The sequence below is a fragment of the Desulfosporosinus sp. Tol-M2 genome (genome assembly GCF_059735615.1).
Genome location: NZ_JCAIJG010000123.1, coordinates 54,936 through 77,710 on the forward strand (window position 1 = coordinate 54,936; position 22,775 = coordinate 77,710).

The 22,775-nt window shown below is 43.6% G+C and carries 20 protein-coding genes; 17 read left to right on the top strand and 3 right to left on the bottom strand.

Annotated elements, in window-relative coordinates; all coding sequences use genetic code 11:
• Positions 1-2 precede the first annotated feature (2 nt).
• Together AC6I5A_RS09765 and AC6I5A_RS09770 are read left to right on the top strand one after the other, a co-directional pair.
• A complete protein-coding gene (locus AC6I5A_RS09765) occupies positions 3-626 on the top strand; it encodes a putative ABC transporter permease (RefSeq protein WP_052168011.1) in 624 nt (207 codons plus the stop codon).
• Positions 598-852, top strand: a complete 255-nt coding sequence (locus AC6I5A_RS09770) for a hypothetical protein (protein WP_497900643.1) — start codon at positions 598-600, stop codon at positions 850-852. The genes AC6I5A_RS09765 and AC6I5A_RS09770 overlap by 29 nt, the downstream gene beginning before the upstream one ends.
• Before the next feature lie 37 nt (positions 853-889).
• Here the strand turns inward: AC6I5A_RS09770 and AC6I5A_RS09775 are convergent, their stop codons facing one another.
• Positions 890-1,339: a hypothetical protein gene (locus tag AC6I5A_RS09775; RefSeq protein WP_034615040.1), complete on the bottom strand. Its 450-nt coding sequence runs from the start codon at positions 1,337-1,339 to the stop codon at positions 890-892.
• 306 nt (positions 1,340-1,645) lie between these two features.
• Here AC6I5A_RS09775 and AC6I5A_RS09780 point away from each other — a divergent pair, with 306 nt between their 5' ends.
• The 9 genes from AC6I5A_RS09780 (at position 1,646) to AC6I5A_RS09820 (ending at position 11,564) form a co-directional block, all read left to right on the top strand.
• On the top strand, positions 1,646-2,023 hold the full coding sequence (locus tag AC6I5A_RS09780) for a YkvA family protein (protein WP_034615046.1): 378 nt from the start codon (positions 1,646-1,648) through the stop codon (positions 2,021-2,023).
• Between the two features lie 383 nt (positions 2,024-2,406).
• A complete protein-coding gene (locus AC6I5A_RS09785) occupies positions 2,407-3,258 on the top strand; it encodes a Gmad2 immunoglobulin-like domain-containing protein (RefSeq protein ID WP_034615222.1) in 852 nt (283 codons plus the stop codon).
• Positions 3,259-3,333: 75 nt separating this feature from the next.
• Positions 3,334-4,398 (top strand): ACR3 family arsenite efflux transporter, encoded by a 1,065-nt coding sequence (gene arsB, locus AC6I5A_RS09790; protein WP_034615049.1) that lies wholly within the window; start codon positions 3,334-3,336, stop codon positions 4,396-4,398.
• A 153-nt stretch (positions 4,399-4,551) separates the two neighbouring features.
• Positions 4,552-4,707, top strand: coding sequence for a hypothetical protein (locus AC6I5A_RS09795; protein WP_497900644.1), 156 nt, complete (start codon positions 4,552-4,554; stop codon positions 4,705-4,707).
• Between the two features lie 380 nt (positions 4,708-5,087).
• Positions 5,088-6,266, top strand: coding sequence for a M24 family metallopeptidase (locus tag AC6I5A_RS09800; RefSeq protein ID WP_034615054.1), 1,179 nt, complete (start codon positions 5,088-5,090; stop codon positions 6,264-6,266).
• Between the two features lie 56 nt (positions 6,267-6,322).
• Complete coding sequence (locus AC6I5A_RS09805) at positions 6,323-6,673, top strand: hypothetical protein (RefSeq protein ID WP_052168013.1); 351 nt, start codon at positions 6,323-6,325, stop codon at positions 6,671-6,673.
• A gap of 411 nt (positions 6,674-7,084) precedes the next feature.
• Positions 7,085-7,789 (top strand): ABC transporter ATP-binding protein, encoded by a 705-nt coding sequence (locus AC6I5A_RS09810; protein ID WP_034615057.1) that lies wholly within the window; start codon positions 7,085-7,087, stop codon positions 7,787-7,789.
• Positions 7,783-10,164, top strand: coding sequence for an ABC transporter permease (locus tag AC6I5A_RS09815; RefSeq protein WP_034615059.1), 2,382 nt, complete (start codon positions 7,783-7,785; stop codon positions 10,162-10,164). Before AC6I5A_RS09810 ends, AC6I5A_RS09815 begins: the two co-directional genes overlap by 7 nt.
• A gap of 92 nt (positions 10,165-10,256) precedes the next feature.
• Positions 10,257-11,564: an efflux RND transporter periplasmic adaptor subunit gene (locus tag AC6I5A_RS09820; RefSeq protein WP_034615062.1), complete on the top strand. Its 1,308-nt coding sequence runs from the start codon at positions 10,257-10,259 to the stop codon at positions 11,562-11,564.
• 106 nt (positions 11,565-11,670) lie between these two features.
• Here the strand turns inward: AC6I5A_RS09820 and AC6I5A_RS09825 are convergent, their stop codons facing one another.
• Positions 11,671-12,741 (bottom strand): branched-chain amino acid aminotransferase, encoded by a 1,071-nt coding sequence (locus AC6I5A_RS09825; RefSeq protein ID WP_034615064.1) that lies wholly within the window; start codon positions 12,739-12,741, stop codon positions 11,671-11,673.
• Positions 12,742-13,022: 281 nt separating this feature from the next.
• Between AC6I5A_RS09825 and AC6I5A_RS09830 the strand changes: the two genes are divergently transcribed.
• Positions 13,023-13,379, top strand: coding sequence for a hypothetical protein (locus AC6I5A_RS09830; protein WP_034615066.1), 357 nt, complete (start codon positions 13,023-13,025; stop codon positions 13,377-13,379).
• 10 nt (positions 13,380-13,389) lie between these two features.
• Here the strand turns inward: AC6I5A_RS09830 and AC6I5A_RS09835 are convergent, their stop codons facing one another.
• Positions 13,390-14,523 carry a PRK06851 family protein gene (locus tag AC6I5A_RS09835; RefSeq protein WP_034615068.1) on the bottom strand — a complete coding sequence of 378 codons (1,134 nt, stop codon included), beginning with the start codon at positions 14,521-14,523 and terminating at the stop codon, positions 13,390-13,392.
• Between the two features lie 595 nt (positions 14,524-15,118).
• Between AC6I5A_RS09835 and AC6I5A_RS09840 the strand changes: the two genes are divergently transcribed.
• The 5 genes from AC6I5A_RS09840 to AC6I5A_RS09860 all read left to right on the top strand — a co-directional run bounded on the left by AC6I5A_RS09840 (position 15,119) and on the right by AC6I5A_RS09860 (position 22,729).
• On the top strand, positions 15,119-16,864 hold the full coding sequence (locus tag AC6I5A_RS09840; RefSeq protein ID WP_034615070.1) for an adenine deaminase C-terminal domain-containing protein: 1,746 nt from the start codon (positions 15,119-15,121) through the stop codon (positions 16,862-16,864).
• Positions 16,865-17,071: 207 nt separating this feature from the next.
• Positions 17,072-18,142: a 6-hydroxycyclohex-1-ene-1-carbonyl-CoA dehydrogenase gene (gene had / locus AC6I5A_RS09845; RefSeq protein WP_034615072.1), complete on the top strand. Its 1,071-nt coding sequence runs from the start codon at positions 17,072-17,074 to the stop codon at positions 18,140-18,142.
• Positions 18,143-18,705: 563 nt separating this feature from the next.
• Positions 18,706-19,560, top strand: a complete 855-nt coding sequence (locus AC6I5A_RS09850) for an amidohydrolase family protein (protein ID WP_034615074.1) — start codon at positions 18,706-18,708, stop codon at positions 19,558-19,560.
• 108 nt (positions 19,561-19,668) lie between these two features.
• Positions 19,669-20,493, top strand: coding sequence for a biotin--[acetyl-CoA-carboxylase] ligase (locus AC6I5A_RS09855; RefSeq protein WP_497900645.1), 825 nt, complete (start codon positions 19,669-19,671; stop codon positions 20,491-20,493).
• A gap of 73 nt (positions 20,494-20,566) precedes the next feature.
• On the top strand, positions 20,567-22,729 hold the full coding sequence (locus AC6I5A_RS09860) for a sigma-54-dependent Fis family transcriptional regulator (protein ID WP_034615076.1): 2,163 nt from the start codon (positions 20,567-20,569) through the stop codon (positions 22,727-22,729).
• The last annotated feature ends 46 nt before the right edge of the window (positions 22,730-22,775 follow it).

Consider the following 22,775-nt stretch of genomic DNA (forward strand, 5'->3'; position numbering starts at 1 on the left):
AAATGTATTTATATTTATGGTTTATTTTAATTTATGCTTTTTTAGGTTGGTGTGCAGAGGTTGCATATGCAGCTGTGAACACAGGAAAGTTTGTTAATCGTGGATTCCTGAATGGAGCAGTATGCCCTATCTACGGCGTCGGAGCTGTGATAATAATTGCATTTTTGACACCACTAAGAGAAAATATATTTTTGCTGTTTCTTGGTTCAGTATTATTGACTTCAGCGTTGGAATGGTTCACTGGATGGGCATTTAATAAAATCTTCTCTCATAAATGGTGGGACTATTCAGATCTGCCTTTTAATATAGGGGGTTATACCTGTTTAAAATTTTCACTTATGTGGGGTCTTGTCTGCTTGCTTGTAATGAACGTTATACACCCGATAATCCAAAACCTTGTGTTGCTTGTAGATATCAGAGTTGGACAAATTATTCTCATTATTTTCTATACTTATTTAGCTATAGACATAGTTGCAACTGTGCAACCTATTTTTAAACTCAGTAAGCAACTAAAACAAATCAATCGGATGGCCGCAAAGATGAGAAATCTTTCAGATTATATTCGGAGAGAAAATTTCATCGTAAAGTATCCTATTTATGGAAAAAACAGAGGAATTAAAAACTGAAATGGCAGAACTCAAGGATAATGCTATTGAGGTAATAGAAGAAGGTAAGACTATTGCAACCAGAGTTATTGAAGAACAAGATGAAAAGTTGGCTCAAATGCTTGACAAGTCATTTCTGGGTCAGAAAAGAATATTGCAGGCATTCCCAAATATGAAGTCTAAGAATTACAATGAAGAATTGAAAGTGCTGAAGAAAAAAATTTTTAAAATAAATTATAACATATAATTTACACCGTGCGGCACTACATATATGATTTGAATTTTTAACTAATTAAAAACCCGGAATCCCGCTTCGATTGCGGATATTGAAAATCGGCAGCTTCTGGTTTTGCATTTTTACTGTCAAACTCGAGTCTAAGCTGTGGGAGTTTAACGCTAATTGAGTTCATTTTCTGTTCGGGCATAACTTGGTCAATAGCCTCAATAACTGCTTTACATTTTAAATGCACTCTCTTTAAATGACTTTCACACAAATTAAAGGTATCTCTTCCAATTATTACAGTGGAAGTTTTACTATCAAACATCTGTGTTATCTCTTTTAGAAACTTTATCTCGGGATAAAGAAAATCAAATTCTTCAAGGTCATTAATTACCTCAATCATTGGTAAATAGCCTGAAATCTCTATCAAATTATTATGGGCATTCCCCACAGCCTTAGAAACCCACTTTAGGTTTTTGACCCTACTTCTAATATAATCTACAAATAATCTCAATTTTTATATACTCTCCTTTATCTTAATGTTACCAATGGCGAAAAGCCATTATTAGCGCAAGGTTATAGAAACTTACACCAACTTTATAATTATATTTATATAGCAGGCAGTTTATGCCGAAAGAAAATAGAGAAATATTAAAAGTAAAGTCGCAAAAGACCAATCGTAAAGTATCAAACGCCTTGAAATCAGCGGCAAAATATCTGGGGTAAATATAATTGTCGGAAAGATTTTGTATGATATATATCCTGAATGTGGCAATGATAAACAGACAAGTCGATTAACAAAAGGGGTTGTCTGCTTTCTATGAATATAACTCAATTGAAACAACGGGCGAAACAACTAAAATCGGACGGATTGGCCTTTTACTTTGCATATAGAGATCCAAGATTATCGAAGTATGTGAAAATGTTTATAGTACTCGTAGTAGGATATGCATTAAGTCCCATTGATCTAATCCCCGATTTTATTCCAATTCAAGGTTTTCTTGATGACCTGGTGCTTGTTCCGTTAGGTATTGCAATAATTAACAAGATGATTCCCGGTCAAATGATGGAAGAGGCAAGAGAGAGGGCAACTAAATCGAAGAATTGGTTTACAGCGACTGTAATAATTGCCATATTGATTAGCTTAGTTGTACTGGTGGTGTTATTAAAGGCGCCATCTGCATGGATGCGGATCTAGCATTTCATCCGCTCAGCTCCTAACAAGTTATATAACATAACGAGAGTCTGTGTAACGACGAAAAAGTTATATTTTGAAAAGCTAAGACTTTTGCAGGACTTTGGGGGGAACTTAGCGAAAATTACCTAAAAATATCGGGGAATGGGTTCTGTTTGGGCAGGATATTCATGGCCCGTTCAATACGTCCTGGGGCGCGGACTCAGACCAGTGGCAGGCTTCCATGAAAAAGCTCCTTGAATTAAAGGCGGATATCCTGTGCGAGGGGCACTTTGGGGTCTATCGGCCGGCGGCTGAAGCACGGAAATATATTGAGCATTATCTGGAGCAGTACGCAGATTAGCGGCATTATCTATCGAGAAGGGAGAGTCAAAAGAATTATGAAGATGAAGATTTTTAGGATTGTTACGTCTTTGGTGATCTTATTTGGACTGGCAGGGCTTGTCGGTTGTCAAGCTCAGACTCAACCTGTTCCAGAACCTGTACCATCTGATCCACAGGCCATACAGACCATGAATGTGGCAGTTTACTATTTGAAAGATAAAAATAACGAAATGTACCTTGTTCGTGAAGTTCACAAGGTTGAGAAAAGGGTCGAAGTAGCCCGGGCTGCCTTACATGAGTTAATTTCGGGAAATCCTCTTACTTCAGGAGCTACCAAGGTGTTGCCGGCAGATACGAAGATTCTGGGTATTAAAATTGAGAATGGCCTGGCCACAGTCGATTTCTCCGGAGAGGTACTTAAGGCTAATGTCGGTTCAACTGGGGAAGCGTTGGGCATAGCGAGTATTGTCAATACTCTAACGGAGTTTCCGACTGTTCAACAGGTTCAGTTTACAGTTGATGGTAAGGCGGAAAATGGTATGGGTTGGTGGGGACATGTCGGTCTCTATGAACAGCCTTTTAAACGTAATCTTAGTGCGGTATACGAACCGGTCATCTGGGTTAATTCTCCGATAGCCGATCAAACTATAATCAGCCCTGTAAGAATAAAAGGAAATGCCCGGATATTCGAAGCTATGGTAAGTTACCGCCTGAGAGATGCCGATGGAAATATTTTGGCTCAGGGTTCGACCATGGCTGCGGCAGGTGCTCCTGAGCGGGGAGACTTTGAAGCACAATTAAGTTTCACACCGGCATCTGTGGGGAAAGGGCAGCTGGAGGTTTATGAAGTAAGCATGAAAGACGGAAGTGAGATGAATATGGTTATTGTTCCGGTTCAATGGCAAAGTAAATAATGAGAAACAGAAGTGATTTTGAGCTAAGACACACAAGGATGCAATGGAACGTTGGGAGAAGGCCGGTGATACGATATGAGTAAAGAAAAAATACAGGGAATCGGTTTTTTTGAAAAATACTTGACGGTTTGGGTATTGCTGTGCATGACGGCAGGTATCCTGATCGGAAAATTCCTGCCCGGCATTCCGGCAGTTTTGGAAAAATTTCAATACGCAGGCCAAAACCTCCCGATTGCCATTCTCATTTGGATCATGATCTATCCCATGATGATGAAGATTGATTTTCAATCCATCAAGAATGTCGGGAAGAACACTTCGGGTATCTTGATTTCCAGCGGCAGCAGTTGGCTGATCAAGCCATTCCTGATGTTTGGGCTGGCGACCCTGTTTTTCAAGGTCATTTTTCAACCCCTCATCCCGGCAGACTTGGCACAGGATTTCATAACAGGGGCTGTATTGTTGGGAGTAGCGCCCTGCACGGCAATGGTGTTCGTATGGAGCCATCTAACGAAGGGAGACCCTGCACATACGCTCGTGCAGGTTTCAGTCAATGACCTGTTGATCCTCGTGTTATTTGTGCCGCTGGTACAATTGCTGCTTGGGGTAAATGGCGTTCATATCCCATGGGATACGCTTGCTGTTTCTGTTATTTTATTCGTTGTTGTTCCGCTCGTGGGCGGCTCACTCACGCGCTTCTTCATGATTCGGAAAAAGGGAGAGCAGTATTTCAATGAAAAGTTTGTTCCCAAATTTAACGGGATCACGACTTTGGGGCTGCTTCTCACTTTGATCATCATCTTCTCTTTCCAAGGCGACATTATTATAGAGCAACCACTATATGTTTTGCTGATCGCGGTTCCGTTAATCCTACAAAATGTGATTTCTGCCAATTTTACCTATTATCTGTGCAAATTGACGAAGCAGCCGCACAATATAGCGGCTCCTGCTTCATTGATAGCGGCTTCGGACTTCTTTGAACTGTCGGTGGCGGTGGCAATCGCCCTGTTTGGTCCTGATTCCCCGGTCGTTCTCGCCTGTACGGTGGGCGTACTGACTGAAGTTCCCGTTATGCTTTTGCTGGTGCGCTTTATAAATAAAACACGCCACTGGTTTCCTGAACCGGCGGCTGATAACAAATAATTATATCTCAGGAGTTATCAACGTCAAAATCTGTATCTTCCGGTTTTCTAAGGATGTAGTTAATAATGCGCGGAGAGCTTTTGCCGAAGATGTCGGATACCACGCTGGAACTACCCCTGAATGGAGGCCTGCAAGTTTGTTAAGGAAGCATTCATGCATTATAAACCTATCGCAGGAACGAATGAAGGTAAAACATGGATTGAAAATGAAAAAATGGGAAATAGTCTCTCGCCAACGTATTTTGTTTTTGAGTTGAAGAGCGGGATGATGATTGAGAAGATAAGGCCAGGAGGAAGGAATAAGGCATGAAAATGGTGTAATACATAAAAAAGAACCGATGTTTAACAAGGATGTAAACGCAATTGAAAAGTTAATCAAAGACCATTATTAATGATTGATTCTAATTGGAGATGAGGTATGAGGAGGGTCACTCTTAATTTAAGTTGTTTTGGTATCTAAGGCTTCGGGGCATTCTGTCCCGTTTTCTTTTGCGCTTTTAGGTGCCGATAGATTATTTTGCTATCAAGGAAGGATATGAGGGGAAAATGTAGAAATATTAAAATATATGCCCAGTAAAATATGCCTGGTAAAATCGGGTATCGCACTAGTGGGATGGAATACGAAATTTAGTGATTTGAGGATGCAAATTCAGGTAAGTTGTAATAATTGTAAAGGAAGGAGATAATATTGTGCGCTATACTCCGAAAAAAGAGTTGGACCAACGGGTTGCTAAGCTGCAAGTACTCTTAAAACAACAGGATATCGACGGGGTAATATTTGTTCAAAACGCTGACCTCTATTACTTCAGCGGGACTGTGCAGCAATCCCACCTTTTTATTCCGGCAGAGGGCAAACCGGTACTATTGGTGAAAAAGAGTTATGAACGGGCCAGGGAAGAGTCCTCACTGGACAATATAGTCTACCTGGACAGCCTTAAGGAGCTGTTTAATGTTCTCCAGTTATATGGCTATAGTGGCTTTAAAACCCTGGGCTTTGAGCTGGATGTGCTGCCTGCAAACACGTATATGCGCTATCAGAAGCTCGTGAAATCGGCTAATATTGTTGATGTCAGTTCTCTAATCCGCACAGTGCGTATGGTCAAATCGGATTATGAAGTGGAAATAATCAGAGACGGAGCCAAGGTACACGCAGAATTACTTTCCTTTGTCAAGGCAAATTTACGCGAGGGTATGTCGGAACTGAAAGTGGCCGCGATGGTTGACGCTTTTTTCCGGGAGAAGGGCCACCCTGGTTTTTGCAGAATACGAGGATTCAATCAGGATCTGGTTCAAACGCATGTTGTATCCGGGCAAAATACCGATCCCAGCTATTTCTGGGGAGCGGTTGGAGGCAAAGGGGTCGGCCCGGCGTTCGCGCAGGGTGCCAGCGATAAGCTGATTGGCCGGAACGAGTCTGTGTTAGTGGACTTCGGCTTTATCTGCGATGGATACATCTTGGACCAGGCCAGGATTTATTGCATTGGGAAATTACCTGACCACCTGGTGCAGGCCTACGCAGTAGCAATCGAAATCCTGAAGCAGATCCGGAAACTGGCCAAGCCGGGGGTACCGTGTGGGAAGCTTTTCGATTTGGCGCGGCAAATAGCTGATGAAAGTCCGTTTGCCAAGCATTTTACAGGCTACCCGACACCATTGGCATTTGTCGGTCACGGCGTTGGCATTGAACTGGATGAATTGCCGGTTATCGGACGCGGATTCACAACGCCGCTGGAGCCAGGTATGGTCTTCGCCTTGGAACCCAAATTTACCTTCCCGGACGGCGTCGCAGGAATTGAAAATACCTATCTGGTAACTCAAGACGGACTGGAAACCGTGACTGTATATGATGAGGGGATACAGTATATTTAAGCACGCCCGTAAAAATAACTTTATTACGCCCGGATTGGTTAATGGGGGGAAAAAATATGCTTGAACATTTCAAACAAATCGTTGATATGCTTCATGATGCTAATTTTGGGAAAGCCTTTGTTGCTTTATTTGATCGCGAGAAATATGTTACTATTAAACATGGTGTAGCAATCAGCTTGCCTGTAAAAGAAGGTGATGCTATTTTATCTGGTTCTGCGGCATATCAGACAATTCAAACAAGAAAAAAAGTAAAGGAAATAATCGGTGCTGAAGTTATAGGGATTGAATACTATGCTGTTTCTTTTCCGATTATTATTAATGGAGAAGTAATTGGCGGAATAGTAACAGCGGTGCCAACTGAATCATTAAGCTTAAGTGATAATTATAAGATTCATAAAATTTATTAGAGCTTTAATGAAGACAATCTCAGTTTAAGACCTCAGAATTCTAACCTCAAATGGGCATTTTCTTTTGGAGGTGGCGGTTTTGTCTATTTATCGCCAGTAATTGGATCAGATGGCACTGTGTTTAAGCTTGAATGTCTTCCTTCCTTCACATATAATGTTGTAAATCGAATAATCATGACTTTGGAGCACGTCTTCAATTTCTTTGACAGTTTCCGCATGCTAACACCTTATTTTTGGTTAATTTGGATCGTCATCTAATAATACCAGAAACTCAGTGTTCATGCGGATTTTAGCTATATTTTTCACCTTTGCAAACTAAATGCCAGCCATTTTTGGGTGCGCAACTTCAGACGATACATAAGGCTTGTGCTATTTGGATAAGTCATTTAATTGCGCTAGGAGGTGAGTCGCTTGACGATCCTGCTCGAAGGAAAAGGAATCCGGAAGACCTTTATAACCGGAACAGTGGAAACTGAAGTCTTAAAGGGAATTGATTTCCAAGTCCTTCAAGGAGAATTCATTGTCGTCCTCGGATACAGCGGCTCAGGTAAAACGACGCTGCTTAACATTATTGGCGGTATGATGCTGCCTTCAGCCGGTGAGCTTTATTACAAAGAACAACCCCTTCATGAAGCGAGTGCAGCAGAACTCACCCTTTACCGCCGCAATGAAGTTGGTTTTGTTTTTCAGCACTATAACCTGATGCCCAATTTGACCGCCTACGAAAATGTCAAATTAGCAGCTGAACTGGCACCTGACCATCTTAAGATTGAAACGGTTCTCCGGGATGTCGGCCTGGGCAGCTTAGCCGATCATTTTCCATCCCAGCTCTCCGGCGGGGAACAGCAACGCGTAGCTATTGCCCGGGCGATTGTTAAAAAACCTGCTCTTCTCCTCTGTGATGAACCGACGGGAGCTTTGGATGTTCAAACCGGAATTCAGGTTTTCAAGGTATTGAAACGGCTTAATCAAGACTATCGGATGACTATTCTCGTTATCACCCATAACGTAGAAGTTTCTAAAATGGCCAATCGTGTATTTTATCTCAAAGATGGCGCCATGGAGCGCGTGACAATTAATGAACAGCCGCTTGCACCGGAGGAATTGTCATGGTAGTCTTGCGGAAAAAACTCCTAAGGGAAATTAAAGAAAATATTGGGATCTATCTCGCTTGCATAGTGGTTATTGCCATCGGCCTGATGTCCTTTACCTCCATGTCCGTTATCCTCGAGAACTTAGAACGTTCGCAAGAGAACTTTTACGCGCAAACTAACTTTGCGGACGGCTTTATCCGTTTGACGGGCTACCCTGAAAATAAAGTTAAAGATTTAGCCAATCTGCCGGGTATCGCGCAAGTTGAGGGCCGGATCGTAAAAGATGTTAATATTTATGAAAAAGAAACAGGCGGGCCTAACCGCTCACTCCGCCTCGTTTCCATGAATCTGTCAAGCTCTGAAGGCTTAAACCGGCTTCAAATCAGCAGCGGTCGGTTACCCGATGAACATGCCGCGGAAATTCTCATAGATCCGAAGTTTTATGCCGCAAATAACCTTTCCCTCGGAGATACCTTAACCCTCATCCTGGAAGGAAAAAGAGTCAGCTTCACTCTGGTGGGCTTAGCCCAAAGTCCGGAGTTTATTTATTCCATGCGAACCGCGCAAGATCTTTATCCGGATCCTAAAACCTTTGGAATTGCCTATATCCCGCTTAATTCGCTCAAAGGCCTGATTAAGGAATCCGGTCAGGTCAATGATATTGTTTTTACCCTACAGCCCGCAGCTGATTTTAATGCAGTCAAAGATACTCTGCAAACAGACCTCAAACGATATGGCGTCCAAAGCATTATTCCCCGCAAGGATCAAACCAGCCATGCCATCCTCAGCAGTGAATTGAATTCACTGAGAGGGGAGACGAAAACCCTGCCGGTTATTTTTCTTGGGGTTGCTTCAATTATCCTTTATACCATGCTCATTCGCATGATCGAGCAACAAAGAGGAATCATTGGCATACTAAAGGCTTTTGGCTTCACAAATCGGGAAATAATCCTGCATTATCTTTCCTACCCCCTGATCATTGGCAGTCTGGGAGGAATTCTGGGGGGATTAGCCGGTATTGCCTTATCCTATCCGTTGACTTCATTGTATCAGGAATTTTTTGCCTTGCCCGGTCTGCATGGTACCTTCTCTTTTAAATACCTTATCCTGGGAATCGCTCTTGCCCTGATTTTCAGTCTTTTCAGCGGTATTAAAGGCAGCCTCAATATTCTCCGCCTGGAACCCGCTGATGCCATGCGCCCTGCTGCCCCCGGTTCAGCACATAAAACCCTTATCGAACGAATAACCTGGCTGTGGACTAAACTTTCCTCTCAAGCGCAAATGGGGATCCGCAACGTGATGCGTGCTCCCGTACGCAGCTTATTTACGATCCTGGGCATGGCTGTCGTCTTTTGTCTGATGACGGTTTCCTGGTCTATGCAAGGTATGATAGATACACTGACTACCGACCAGTTTGATAAAGTGCAAACATATGATATCAAGCTTTCCCTTACTTCTCCAATCTCTACGAAAACGACGCTTCATACACTTGCGCATGAACCCGGGATTTCCAAAATCGAGCCTGTTATAGAAGTCCCGGTAACTTTAAAAAATCAATGGCTGAAAAAAGAAGTTGCCATTATGGGTTTATCGCCTGATGCCACACTGTATAATATCTTAGACAAAAATGAGCAAAAAGTTGCCGTGCCAACCGGTGGAATTCTGCTTTCCGAGCGTTTAGCCAATCTTCTCCAGGTTAAAGCCGGGGATTTTCTTACGGTTGAAAGTCCGCTTCGCCGCGAGCTGATCGGCTCAAAGGAAGAAAGCTTGGTTGTTCAGGGAATCGTTCCGCAGTATATTGGACTTAATGCTTTTATGGAAATTAAGGCCCTGCAAAATTTCCTGCAGCAAGGCGATATCAGTACCTCGATGTTGATTCAAATGGATCCGGAAGAGCGGAGTTCCTTTAAAAAGAAATATCGGGACGCGAGCCAGGTCTCTTCCCTTGAGGATAGCCAGGAAAGTAAGGCGAAGATCCTTGAGATGATGGGCTCTTATGGTTTTACTACCTATATCTTTGCCATTCTGGCCGGAATCGCCGGTTTTGCACTTATTTTTAATTCCAGTATTATTACACTCTCAGAGAGACAACGTGAACTTGCCTCGCTGCGGGTGCTCGGTCTGACACCAAAGGAGGTCTTGCGGGTGATTACTTCTGAGCAATGGCTCTTAACCCTGCTTGGCATTTTCCTGGGGATTCCCCTTTCCTATGCTCTGCTGGCAGGTATGGTTCAAGCCTTAAGCACTGACTTATATTCCATTCCGGCGCAGCTTCCTTTTTCTGCACTGATCGGTGCTGCAGTTGGCACTGTCTTTTCCATGTGGATTGCCCAAACCCGCGCGTATCGCAAGATTAAAAAACTACCCTTCGTTGAAATCATGGCCACTAAAGAGTAAGGCTTATGCAGATCACGTTTTCATTCTTATGATGGTGCCGCATATGCGGCATAAGGTTTTATATTCAAAGTCTATAACAAGGAGGGAGCCTTATGTCACTGCAAAGTCCCACTCCAACACAGGTTACCAATAAAATGATCGGGCAGTTCCGGATCAAAGGGCTAACCAAAAAGATTCTGGTTTTGAGTCTGATTGCGCTTCTGATTATAGCGGGGGTTTTTGCCGCATCAGCTTTACCGCTGAACGGAAAAGTCTTAACGGTACATTCTGGGGAGTTTTCAAAAGGATTTACGGAAGAAGCGCAAGTCCTGTCCTTAAAGGAAGCGTCGCTCTTTAATCCGGTCGATGGAAAAATCAAAGCGCTGCACGTCGAAAACGGGGATTACGTCAGCAAAGGACAGCTGTTGGTCGAACTTGAGACTCAGGATATTCAAAACCAAATTGATGTTCTGAAAGCCCAGCTTATCAGTTTAGAAGGACAGCGGCTGCAAGCCGCCTATCGTGCTCCCCAAACTGCCCTCATCCAACAACAAAATCTGCTGATCGAGCAAGCGGAAAAGGATCTTCTTACGCAAGAACAAGCTCTGGAGCGAAGTAAAGCCCTTTATGAGGCCGGCGCACTTCCGCTTGTTGAGTACGAAGAAGCACAGCGCCAAGCAGATAAAGCCAGGAGTTTCCTCGAACAACAAAAAGTCGCCATTCAGGTTCTCGAGGAGCAGCAAATACCCGTTCCGGGAACAGAGCTTAATTTTTCAGGTCAAAAGCAAGCTTTAAATGCTCAGATCAGCCAGCTGGAAGATAAAATTCAACGGACCAAGCTAACCGCACCACAGGATGGCATCATTAAAGATCTTACCGTCAAAGCGGGGATGGTCGTTCCCTCGGGGCAGCTTTTGCTCACAATTGCTCAAACCCAAGGCTATAAACTGGAAAGCTATGTCCTGGCCAGTGATGCGCTGGATATCAAACCGGGAAGTTCGGTTAATATTTTGCAGGCAACAAGTTCCGGCGATATATTGCTGACCGGGAAAATTAAATCGATCGCCCCGTCAGCGAGTGAACGGATCTCCTCTCTTGGACTTAAAGAAAACCGGGTCGAAGTAACCCTCCTGCTCGAAAGCAATACACCGGTAATTCTCGGCAGCAGTATGGATGTTCAATTTATCACCCATCAAGAAACTGATTGTCTGCTCGTTCCCAAAACTGCACTCTTCCCTTATCAAGGAGGGCAAGCACTTTGGTTGGTACGCGATGGCAAGGCTATCGTACAACCTGTGACCAAGGGCTTAGAAAACGATAAAGAAACGATCATTGAAAAAGGGCTCCGCGACGGAGAGCAGGTCCTTCTAGATCCTGAGCTCCCAGGGCTTAAGGAAGGCAAACGCATTAAGGTCAACTAAATCAACCCTTCATTTTTAGTGAATAGTAAATACCCATTGGACACGTAAAGAGCGTCCAACGGGTATTTTTTAATAAGAAATGGGACTGAGGGATGCAATTAGACGATTAACTTTTTATTTCCTCCATCCAATTAAATTGATCCGCAATTTTTCCAGACTGTACGCCTGTAACATAATTAAAGAGCTTGTGTGCAAATTCACCGGTTTGGTTATTGCTGATGACGATTTTTTGTCCCTTCCAAGATAGCTCGCCAACAGGGGAGATGACCGCAGCGGTACCGGAACCAAAAACTTCTTCTAACTCACCTTTGGCATGGGCTTCAAATACTTCCTCAATAGAAATCTGGCGTTCAGATACTTTTATCCCCCAGCTTCGGCATAATTCCAGGACGGTCTTACGGGTTATGCCCCCTAATATACTGCCGTTGAGGGCCGGTGTAATGATTTCACCATTAATCTTGAAGAGAATATTCATGGTCCCTACTTCTTCAATATATTTGCGGTGGACAGCATCCAACCAGAGAACTTGTCCGAAACCTTCAGCGTAAGCTTCTTGTTGTGCGGCTAAACTCATGGCGTAATTAGCCGGTGTTTTCGCTTCACCTAGCCCGCCTTTAGTAGCCCGGACATATTTATCTTCAACTTTAATGCTAATGGGATTAAAGCCGGTTTTATAGTAAGCACCGACTGGGGAAAGAATAATAAATAATTTATAGCTGTCCGCTACCTTGACGCCAAGTTGCGATTCATCAGCGACAACAAAGGGTCTGATATAAAGGGAAGTACCAAGCTTACCTGGAATCCAGTCCTTTTCTAAAGCTAAAAGTTTAAATAATGCCGTATGGATTTGTTCAACATCCATTTGGGGAATGTTAAGAAATCGGGCAGAGCGGTTAAACCGGTTCAAATATTCATATGGTCTGAATACCCGAAGACGATCGTCATCGGAGCGAAAAGCTTTCATTCCTTCAAAAATTGCTTGACCATAATGTAAGGCAATCATCGAAGGACTGGCAGGAAAATCAGCATAAGGAATGATGCGCGGGGAATGCCAACCTTTTCCCGTCAGATAGTTCATTACAAACATGTGGTCAGTAAAAATTCTTCCAAAACCGAGTTCATTGTCGATGGGTAAAGAGCCCACTTTTTCTACTTTGGTTAAAGCAATTTCTATCATAAATACAGCCTCCTAATGATCTCAATAATCATTTAATTTTATTACTTATTATGATACAATTCAATCATTTTTTTGCCTTTCAGCAGTGCGTACCCAAAAAGAGGTAGAAAAGCCTGTACTCATCCAGGCGAAAAACTCTTTTCGGAGACGATAGTGCATCCAGTCTCTGGTACAGACCATGCGGGGAGGCTGTATTGATAAACTGGTCCGTTAATAGATATAATGACCATTAAGAAGCTTAGATAATAGAAGTTGTGGGATAAAGAAAGGATTAGATAATAATGCTTAAAAAGTATGTATTCTACATCATACGTTGGCAATGCAGTACACCGATTTTAGCGCTATGTATGTATTATATGAATTTTAATATTACGATCAAAACTATAGTTGCAAATTTTATAGGTGCACTAATATTCTTCTGGGTCGATAGATATATATTTAAAAATAATGTCTATTATCCACTCTGGGAAATTCAGGAAAAAATAAAATGCGTTGATTGTGGTCAGGTTTCAAAGGGCTTTAGATTAGTTAAAACGACAAATTACGATAAAACACAAGATAAAAACCCAGAGTTTAGGTGCGAGGAATGTTCTCAAAATAAGTTGCATGAATTAAAGGAAAGGGGAATTAAATATTAGAATAAATTTATTATGGGTAAATGGTTGTCATTGGTGCAACAGCAGGTTGTTCTTCAAAAGCAAGGATCCTTTGGAGTATGGAATTCAGCTTCTTTTCAATATCAGAGAAGTTCATGGCTGGCACATAATATGTTTCGAGTAAATCATGGGTTGCCTTCGCTTTTTCCGAATGCTTCCGTGCTCGCGTAATATGCTGGTTTACCCGATGTTGACAATCTTGGAGCTCCCCTCCGCAGTCTTCCATGAGTTGAGCCACATTAAGGCTCTGCTCGAAATTTAACGTAATAATTTTCCCATCAAACTTCGGAGTGTAGGAATAGGGCTCAGAGTTAATAACGAAAGCAATCCGAGGTTCCGGAAGGATGATGAGATCCAGCATTGCAGGATCAAGGGTATTGTGATAGTACTGAACATCCAAGCCGTAAATCGATGCTCGCTCGGCTATTCGAGCAAGAAAGGTGGATTTACCAATCCCTGGTTGGCCTATTAGCATATAGAGCGTATCCGTATCATATAGCAGCGTATCGATGAATTCTGTTTTTCCTTGTGGTGTATGAGCCCATGCGAAGAGATGCCGTTCATTCCCTAGGGCTTTTGGCGCAGAAATAAAAATTTCTTTCTCAATCCGCAATGTCATCTGGTTAATTTTGGTCCAATCCTGATAAGGTTTTGTGTAGGATTTCCATTCTTCTAAGGCGATCTTAGCTTCTTGTAAGGCAAAGTACGCCTTTTGAAAATAACCGTTTATTTTTGCATTACAGGATATAATCTCTTGTTTGGACTGCTTGATCAGAGCTTCGTCCCAATATTCACCGAGATTAACGATTTCATCTACGGCACCCGGGTTTTTAGGATCCACGATATGGGGAGCTGTTCCATCTAATAAAGCAATCTTAAAATTTGGGATAACCACCCCGTCAATTGAGTTATTGTCTGAGGAACAACAATGGTATTCGATATCGTAGCCGAGATCTAACATAGTTTGCCCAATCTTTTTCATAAACGTTGATTTACCTACACCCGGCCCCCCTTTGAGAACGAATATTTGGTTAGCATTTTGTTGAATCATGTAATGGTAGAATGAGTAAAACCCTTGAGAGGTAAGGGCACCGGGAAACATCTTTTTAATATGTGCATTGGACATTCAGAAAGTCCCCTTTCACTTAAAGCTCTGCATGCAATATTTATTCAGACATATATGTTTTCATTCTAAGCTGGAATTGTAAAAGTTCTGCCTCCAGCTAAGTGAATTAACAACCGAATCAGATTCGCATTATTATGATGCAAATATGATTCGGGACAAACTCTGATCCAAACAGACTTTTTGCAAGGGGAATGCTAAACCCCACTGCAAATATGCAGTGGGGTTTAGCATTCCCCTATGAAGAACTTTAGACAAATTGACTGGCGATAATCCGTTGACAGTTGCTTTTTGACGGTTAAAATAGCAATGTCAGCAGATTGATACTCAAATGGTATGACAGTAAGCGAAACGGGCATGATATTTGCATAAAAAAGCGATTAGCGGTAGATTTTCAGTTTATCATAGCGGTAAATTGTCAGTTTATCGATAGTTGAGGTTTAAGTATCTAGTAACTTAGTCATTTAGAGGAGAAAGTAGGTGAACAGTTGACAACTAATTGCGGATGTAAGGATGGCTCAGGGGAGGAAGTGGCTCGTGAGCCTATGGGTGTGTTCTCAGTTCCTGGTAAACAAACATAATTTGGGAGATGACAAAAGTGTTGAATACCAGAGAAGGCCTTATCAAGGTAGCCTTAGGTAGAATATTTCCCGAGCTTATTATCCGGAATATCCACTTAGTTAATGTATATTCAGGCGAAATTCTGAGGGGACAGGAAGTAGCTGTTTGGCAGGGCCGAATTGCATACGTGGGTCCTGGGGCAAAAATTGGACCGTCAACAGAGGTCGTTGACGGTAAGGGGATGTACCTTTTACCGGGGTTTATTGATGTTCACGGCCACGCTGATTTTATTTCCAATCCTCTGGCTTTGGCTAAAAAGATCTTACCTACGGGAACTACTGGTATGCTTACAGATAGCCATGATATTTGTGGGGCCTTAGGACCTAAAGGTTTGAAACTTATGTTAGACGCCACTGCGGACATTCCGTTCCGTTATTACCTGGCTGCGCCGGCGGTCTTCCCACCCTTACCTGAATTTGAAGGCGAGGATGTTTTTACTCAGGATGTAGTAGCGTCGTTTCTTGCAAATCCCAGGGTTCTGGCTGTAAGTGAAGTAACGTGTTGGGGCAGGCTCATGGAACTGGAACGGGAGTTTATTGCCAAACTGGTTTATGCTCGGGAACAAGGGAAACGGATTGAGGGTCATATGGCCGGATGTTCCCATGAAAAGCTTAATGCCTTGATATCCTGTGGTTTCACATCCTGCCACGAAAGTGTTACAGCTGCGGAAGCTTTAGATCGCCTCAGGTTGGGTTTGTATACGATCCTCAGGCATGGTTCAATCCGCGCTGACTTGGAACCTTTATCAGAATTGATTACCAAAAATCCTCATCTCGACACCAGCAGGGTAATGCTCAGTCCTGACTGGTTCAGTCCTCAGGACGTTTTAAAATACGGATATTTGAATTATTTAGTTTCTGAGGCGGTGAAATTTGGGATTCCATCTCTGAAAGCTATTCAAATGGTTACGATCAATCCCGCAACTTATTTAGGGCTAGATAATGATATTGGCGGCATTGCCCCAGGACGTTTAGCAGATATGCTTTTGGTAGAAGACCTCGAAAATCCTTTACCGGAGACCATATGGGTCGGAGGTAAAGCAGTCGCCCATAAAGGTGAATTAACAACTGATATCCCCATGTTTCCTGAAGTCAGGGCACAGGATTGGCGGGAAGGTAGAATACCCCGAACGCCTGTTAAACCTGAGGACTTTTCGATCAAATCAGTGGGGGATACGGCAGAAATTCCATGTATCAAGATGATTAGTAAGACCATTACGCAACCTGTAAATCTTACTCTGCCGGTTCATAACGGTCAGGTAGAAATACAGGGAAGTCCCGATCTTTTGAAAATATCTTTGTGGTCGGCAGACGGGAATTCTTGGCTAACAGGACTGCTCACAGGTTTTGGTGCTGTGGTCGGGGGAATTGTTAGTAGTATTGCCCATGAGACTCATTCCCCCATGGCGGTAGGTAACAATGAGCAGGATATGGCTTTAGCGGCTAACCGCATGTTGGAGTTGGGCGGCGGAATCGTTATCTATGAAGCCGGTCAACTTGTTACAGAGTTACCTATGAAGATTGGTGGGGTTTTATCCACTGCTGATTTAGAAGAGTTAGCACAGGACATAACAAAGCTGAATACGTTCTTACAAGAAAAAGGTTGTCCATGGGATGATCCGATTTTTGGACTGGGCTTTTTAGGCTTTACTGGTTTACCGTATGTGCGCATTACCCAAAAGGGTATTGTAGATATCCGACAAAAGAAGGTTATTTTCACTTAAAAATTTTGAAGTTGACCAGGGTATTGTTATCGAACAGGGGTAAGGGTTCTACCATGGAAAGAATAACCTAATCCACTTGACAGGCAATTTAAGACAATCTATAATGAAAAAAGGCGTCCGGTCTGGCAGGGCAAGTAAACCGCGAAATAAGCGGCCGACCTTAAGTTTTAGGTAGTAAAGTTAAAAAGTTATAAGGAGGAAATTATAATGGGTATACCTTCAAAGATTGACACATGGCAAATGGTTGAACCCGGTAAATTACTGAAGACGAGCATTGACGTTCCGGAACTGCAGCCGGGTGAAGCGTTGGTGAAAGTCGCAGCTTGCGGCGTTTGCCACACTGACGTTGGCTATTTTTATGATGGCGTACCAACCGTCAACAAACCCCCTCTGACCCTCGGACACGAGATCAGCGGTACGGTTGTTGCAGGACCAGACAATCTGGTCGGCAAGGAAGTTATTATTCCGGCAGTCATGGGCTGCAATAAATGTGCAATCTGCGCTTCCGGCAGGGGCAACCGTTGCTTGGCGCAGAAAATGCCCGGCAACAGCCTGGGCATGTACGGCGGCTTCTCTAGCCATATCCCTGTTCCCGCAGAGGACCTTTGCTTAGTCGGAGACAGAAAAGGCATGCCTTTGGAGTGGCTGGCTGTAGTGGCGGATGCGATTACCTCCCCCTACCAGGCGTTAGTTAAAGCCGGTGTTAAGGAAGGGGATCTTGTAATGATAACCGGCGCAACGGGCGGAGTCGGCAGCTACTTGACCCAGCTTGCAGGCGCTATGGGCGCAAAGGCGGTAGTAGCCATTGCCCGCAACCAGGAAAAGCTGGAGCGTTCTTTAAGCTTCGGCGCAACCTGTGCAATCAGCACGCAGGACAAAGACATGAAAGCCATTACTGCAGAATTCCGTGCCTACTGCAAGGCTAATGGTCTGCCTCACAACGTAGGGTGGAAAATCTTCGAGTCCACCGGGACAAAAATGGGCCAGGAAATTGCCCTGAATTTCCTTTCCTTTGTGGGCAAAATGATGGTTGTCGGATTCGGCATGCAGAAAATTGAATACATGATCTCCAAGCTGATGGCCTTTGACGCCGAAATCGAAGGGACATGGGGCTGCCTGCCCAAGTACTACCCCGAAGTCCTGAAAATGGTCTTGGATGGAAAAATCAAGGTTGAACCATTCGTAGACGTACGGCCGATGAGCCAGATCGCCACCGCTTTCGAAGAGACTCATGCCGGCAAATTAATGAAGAGAATTGTTTTAACTCCTGATTTCTAAGATTAACTGAAGAATAAAAAGGGGGTTTTGCAAAAGACCTCCTTTTTGCACTTATTTTTAATACTTTAATTTATAATAAATAGACATCTATGCCGCTGAAGCTGCCAGTTCCTCAAAATGTGTTTCCACGCACCGATAATATTGGTTTTTGCGGGGGATTCGGGCTGTATAAACGTCAGGGTTCATAATGCAGGCAGGTATCATATGCCACCACCCTTAAATAGAACATGTGTTCCGTTTAAGGGTACCGTATATTAACGGGAAAATCATGAACTTACGGGTTACAAGCCGACCCCGACTAGTTTATAATAATGAAGCGCACTATAGCCAACAAAGTAATAATGAAAGCTGCTGTATTTTATGGGTGAACCGTGCTCAGGGCGACTTTCCATTTAAACATATTTTCTATACTCTATACTCCTTTCCTCGGGAGGATTAGGATGCTAACAAACTCGTGTTGACTAACGCGAGTTTGTAACGTTTCAGTATTGTTTTAGCGTTAACAACCTGGAGAAGGTCTGCGCTTCTAAATGATCTTGTATAATGAAAGGAGATGGAAACATTTGACACTTGAAATTGCGGACCAAAAATCCCCTAAGCTGCGGGTCGATTTTCATGTGCATCTGGGGTTATATACCTCTTACCAGCCGTGGGTAACTGAGTGGTTGAAGCAAGCTCATCCGGTAGGGTTTGAGGACTATATTAAGCATTATAATGACCCGGGAGCTTTTGAAGAACTGTTAACGTCAGAAGGAGTTGATTATGCCTGCGTGCTTGCAGAGTTGAGTCCTATTACTACGGGGGTCTGCACGAATGAGCAAGTGAGAGACTTCTGTCGGGGTCGGTCGAGGCTGGTACCATTTTGTGACGTTAATCCTTATATTTTCTCTAACTTGGGTGACGAACTGCGCCACAAAGTTGAAGATGAGGGTTTCCGGGGGTTAAAATTGTATCCCACCTACCAACATTACTACCTCAACGATCAGAGAATCTACCCGCTCTACCAAGCTGCCCAGGATTTAGGCATTCCCATCCTGATTCATACCGGATCATCAATTTTTCGGGGTTCTCGCCTAAAGTATGGAGATCCGCTGCACTTGGATGATGTGGCGGTAGATTTCCCGAATTTAAATCTGGTTATGGCTCACTCGGGTCGGGGGTTCTGGTACGACAGGGCTTTCTTTCTCTCTAAACTGCACGCTAATGTCTATATGGAGCTGGCCGGTCTTCCTCCGGCCAAACTGTTGACCTATTTTCCTGAACTTGCTCGCAACACGGCTAAAGTCATTTTTGGCAGCGATTGGCCGGGTATGTCCAGGATCAAGCACAATATGGAAGCTATCCGTAAGTTACCGTTACCGGCGGAGGGTGTAGAAAATATTCTTGGTGGTAATGCGCTTAGGTTGTTGCGTCTGTAGTTCCGTTTACTTCTGGAACAAGATGTGGTAATAATAAATAGGCGGCAGCTATACGGGCAATAAGGTATATATGCTTAAAATAAGGGGATTGAGGTGGATTTCGGGAATATGGCAACAATAGAGGAGAAGGTCCATGGAGAGGCTGCCTTGCCCCATAAATTGATCCATTGGATGGGTAAGGAGGTATTTCTTTATCGGGAAGTAACGTCAACCAACAGGGTGGCTCAACTATTGGCTCGCTCCGGAGCTTCAGAAGGTACCATCGTACTGAGCAGGACGCAAACTTCCGGCCTGGGAAGGTTGCAACGCCAGTGGGTGTGTCCGGCAGGCCAGGGCATTTTGCTGTCTATGGTCTTAAGGCCTGAAATCGATAGGCAGTTAATTCCTCAGCTCACACTCCTATGTGGGGTGGTCGTTGCCGAAACTATTAAAAAAACGACAGGCTGTGCAGCGGGAATTAAATGGCCCAATGACATAGTCATACGTGGCAAAAAGGTCTGCGGCATACTCGCCCAAAGTAGTTTTACTGAAAATGCTCTCGAATACGTCATTATGGGGGTTGGCATTAATGTTAATCTCGATGCCCATCAACTTCCTCCAGATTGCCGGGAATCGAGTACTTCACTGAGGATGGAATTAGGACAAAATGTTTCGCGTTGGAAAGTACTGCAGCAGTTTATTAGCTCTTGGGAGGGGCACTATCAGAGTTTTCTGCACGGAGGACATTCCTATCTTCGAATGAAATGGATCGATAACAATGTAACCTTGGGTAGGGATGTATCCATCAATAGGGATAGTGGTCCTGAGCAGGGACGGGCAGTAGATATCAGCGCAAGAGGAGGGCTGATCGTCGGTTTCCCTGACGGCTCGATGGAGGAGTTTATGGCGGAAGACCTGAGTCTGGGTAGAAATCATTATGCCAGGGATTCGTAAGTTGTTATTCCGCTGGGGGCACTTGGGGATATTTCAGCGGAAATTGTCATGACCTACAGAAGGAAGAAGTAAAATGGATATTTTCAATGTTTTGGATTCTGCTTCGTGGTTAATTGTCGAGAAGATGATGAATAAACAATTTGAGGTTCTTCATTTAGGTGATTCCCTCCGAACCGTGATTCGGCATTTCCATAAATATAAATTGAATACGCTTCCGGTCGTTGGCGAGGATGAAAACCTTATTGGCGTCTTTCCGAAAAAAAGGTTATTTAAGGCGTTATTAGATGGCTTAAGCCTTGATGATCCATGCAATGCGTACGTGGTTTTTGATCCCGTTTTTGTATCATCGGATCTCACCTATGATGAAATATCACTCGTAGTGAGAATCAATCGAAGTCGGGTTGATTATGTTGTTGTCGTGGATGGCTCGAATAAAGTGGTAGGAATGATAGGCACCGCAGAATATCTGCGCGAAAGCCTGAATGTGATCATGACTTCCTCTGCTCTGCTTGAATCATTATTTCGGGCTAATTCCGAGGGGATCGTTATTATTAATCGTGAGGAATTAATATTGCGGATTAATCCCGCCGCTGAAAGAATGTTTGGACTTAGGGCATCAGAGGTTAAAGGAATTAGTCTCAAAGAGATCCTCCCGGAGATTACGGTTTCCAAGAAACGCCGCTTAGGTATAAGACAAATCGTGAAATCCGTGCATGTGATTGTAAATCAAGTACCGATCCTGGAAGGAGAAGTACCAATCGGAACAAGCATTGCGCTCTTGGACATCTCGTACGCTATTCAAATTGCCCAGGAACTGAAAATAGTCAAAGAATTGCAGTCAACCCTTAGTGGAGTTCTCAGCGCTTCTTCGGATGGTGTGTTTGTTTCGGATATGACAGGTACGGTAAGATTTGTCAATGAGAGGGCCAGTCAGCTGCTCGCAGAACCCTCTGCAAATATCACAGGCAGACCGGTGGATGCTTTACTCCAAACGAAAAGTCCGGCTCAAGTCCTGAAAACAGGTACAGCCGAAGTTGACGAATGTGTCATAAAAGGGAGAAACTGTATTGTTTCTCACATCCCAATTACGCAAGAAGAGAACAATGGAATTGGGATAACGGGGGTGGTGAGTACAGTCTATCTTGAAGATAATGTGCTCACTGAAGAGATCGCTCGAAAATGGTTTTCGTTAAATCAACAGGTTCAATATTATCGCAATGAACTGGAAAAACGGGGAGCAGAGATTAGGAGTTTTGATCATATTGTCTCTAAAAATCCAAAGTTCAATAAGATGAAAAAGGACGCCCAACGCATTGCACGCAGTAGTTCGACGGTCCTGTTGACCGGGGAAAGTGGAGTTGGCAAGGACATCTTTGCCCATGCCATTCATGCTGCGAGTCCTAGGATGAAACATCCTTTTATCAAAGTGAATTGTGCAGCTATACCGGAAACCTTATTAGAATCGGAACTGTTTGGTTATGCCCCAGGTTCCTTTACCGGAGCGTCTAAAAAGGGAAAATCGGGCTATTTTGAGCGTGCGGATGGCGGGACAATTTTTCTGGATGAAATTGGGGATATGCCGCTGTCGATTCAAGTTAAAATTTTACAGGTGTTACAGGAAAAAGAATTTATCCGGGTGGGCGGACAAAGCATTCGCGGGGTTGATGTGCGAATTATTGCTGCCACGAATCGAGATTTACGGAAAAGGATCGCGATGGGCGCTTTTCGCGAGGATCTTTTCTATCGTCTCAATGTCATCGAATTTAATTTGCCTGCGCTACGCGAGCGTTCTGAAGATATTCTGATTTTAGCTGAATCATTTATTGAAAAATACAACCGAATTTTAGGCTCAAATGTCATCGGAATAAATTCCCGGGCCAAAAATGCTTTAGAATCTTATGCTTGGCCTGGAAACATTCGGGAACTGGAAAACGCTATTGAGAGAGCCGCCAATTATGTTTGGGAAGGGGAAATTGGGCTCGAGGATCTTCCAACCCAAATTGTGCGGTTGGGGCTGGAACCCATAGCCCGCATAGAGCCTATGAGCTCCTGGAGAACCGTGGAACCTAACGAGCCGCTGGAACCATCAACCTACCGTAGACTATTAGGTGATGTTGATAAGGAAATTCTCTTGGAAGCCCTGAGAAAAGCGAATGGAAATAAAAGTGCTGCAGCCCGGCTTCTCAAAATAAGTCGCTCGGCGTTTTATGGAAAGTTAGCTAAATATGGGCTTTAAGAATATGGGCTTTAAGAATATGGGCTTTAAGCCTTCAATAATATTG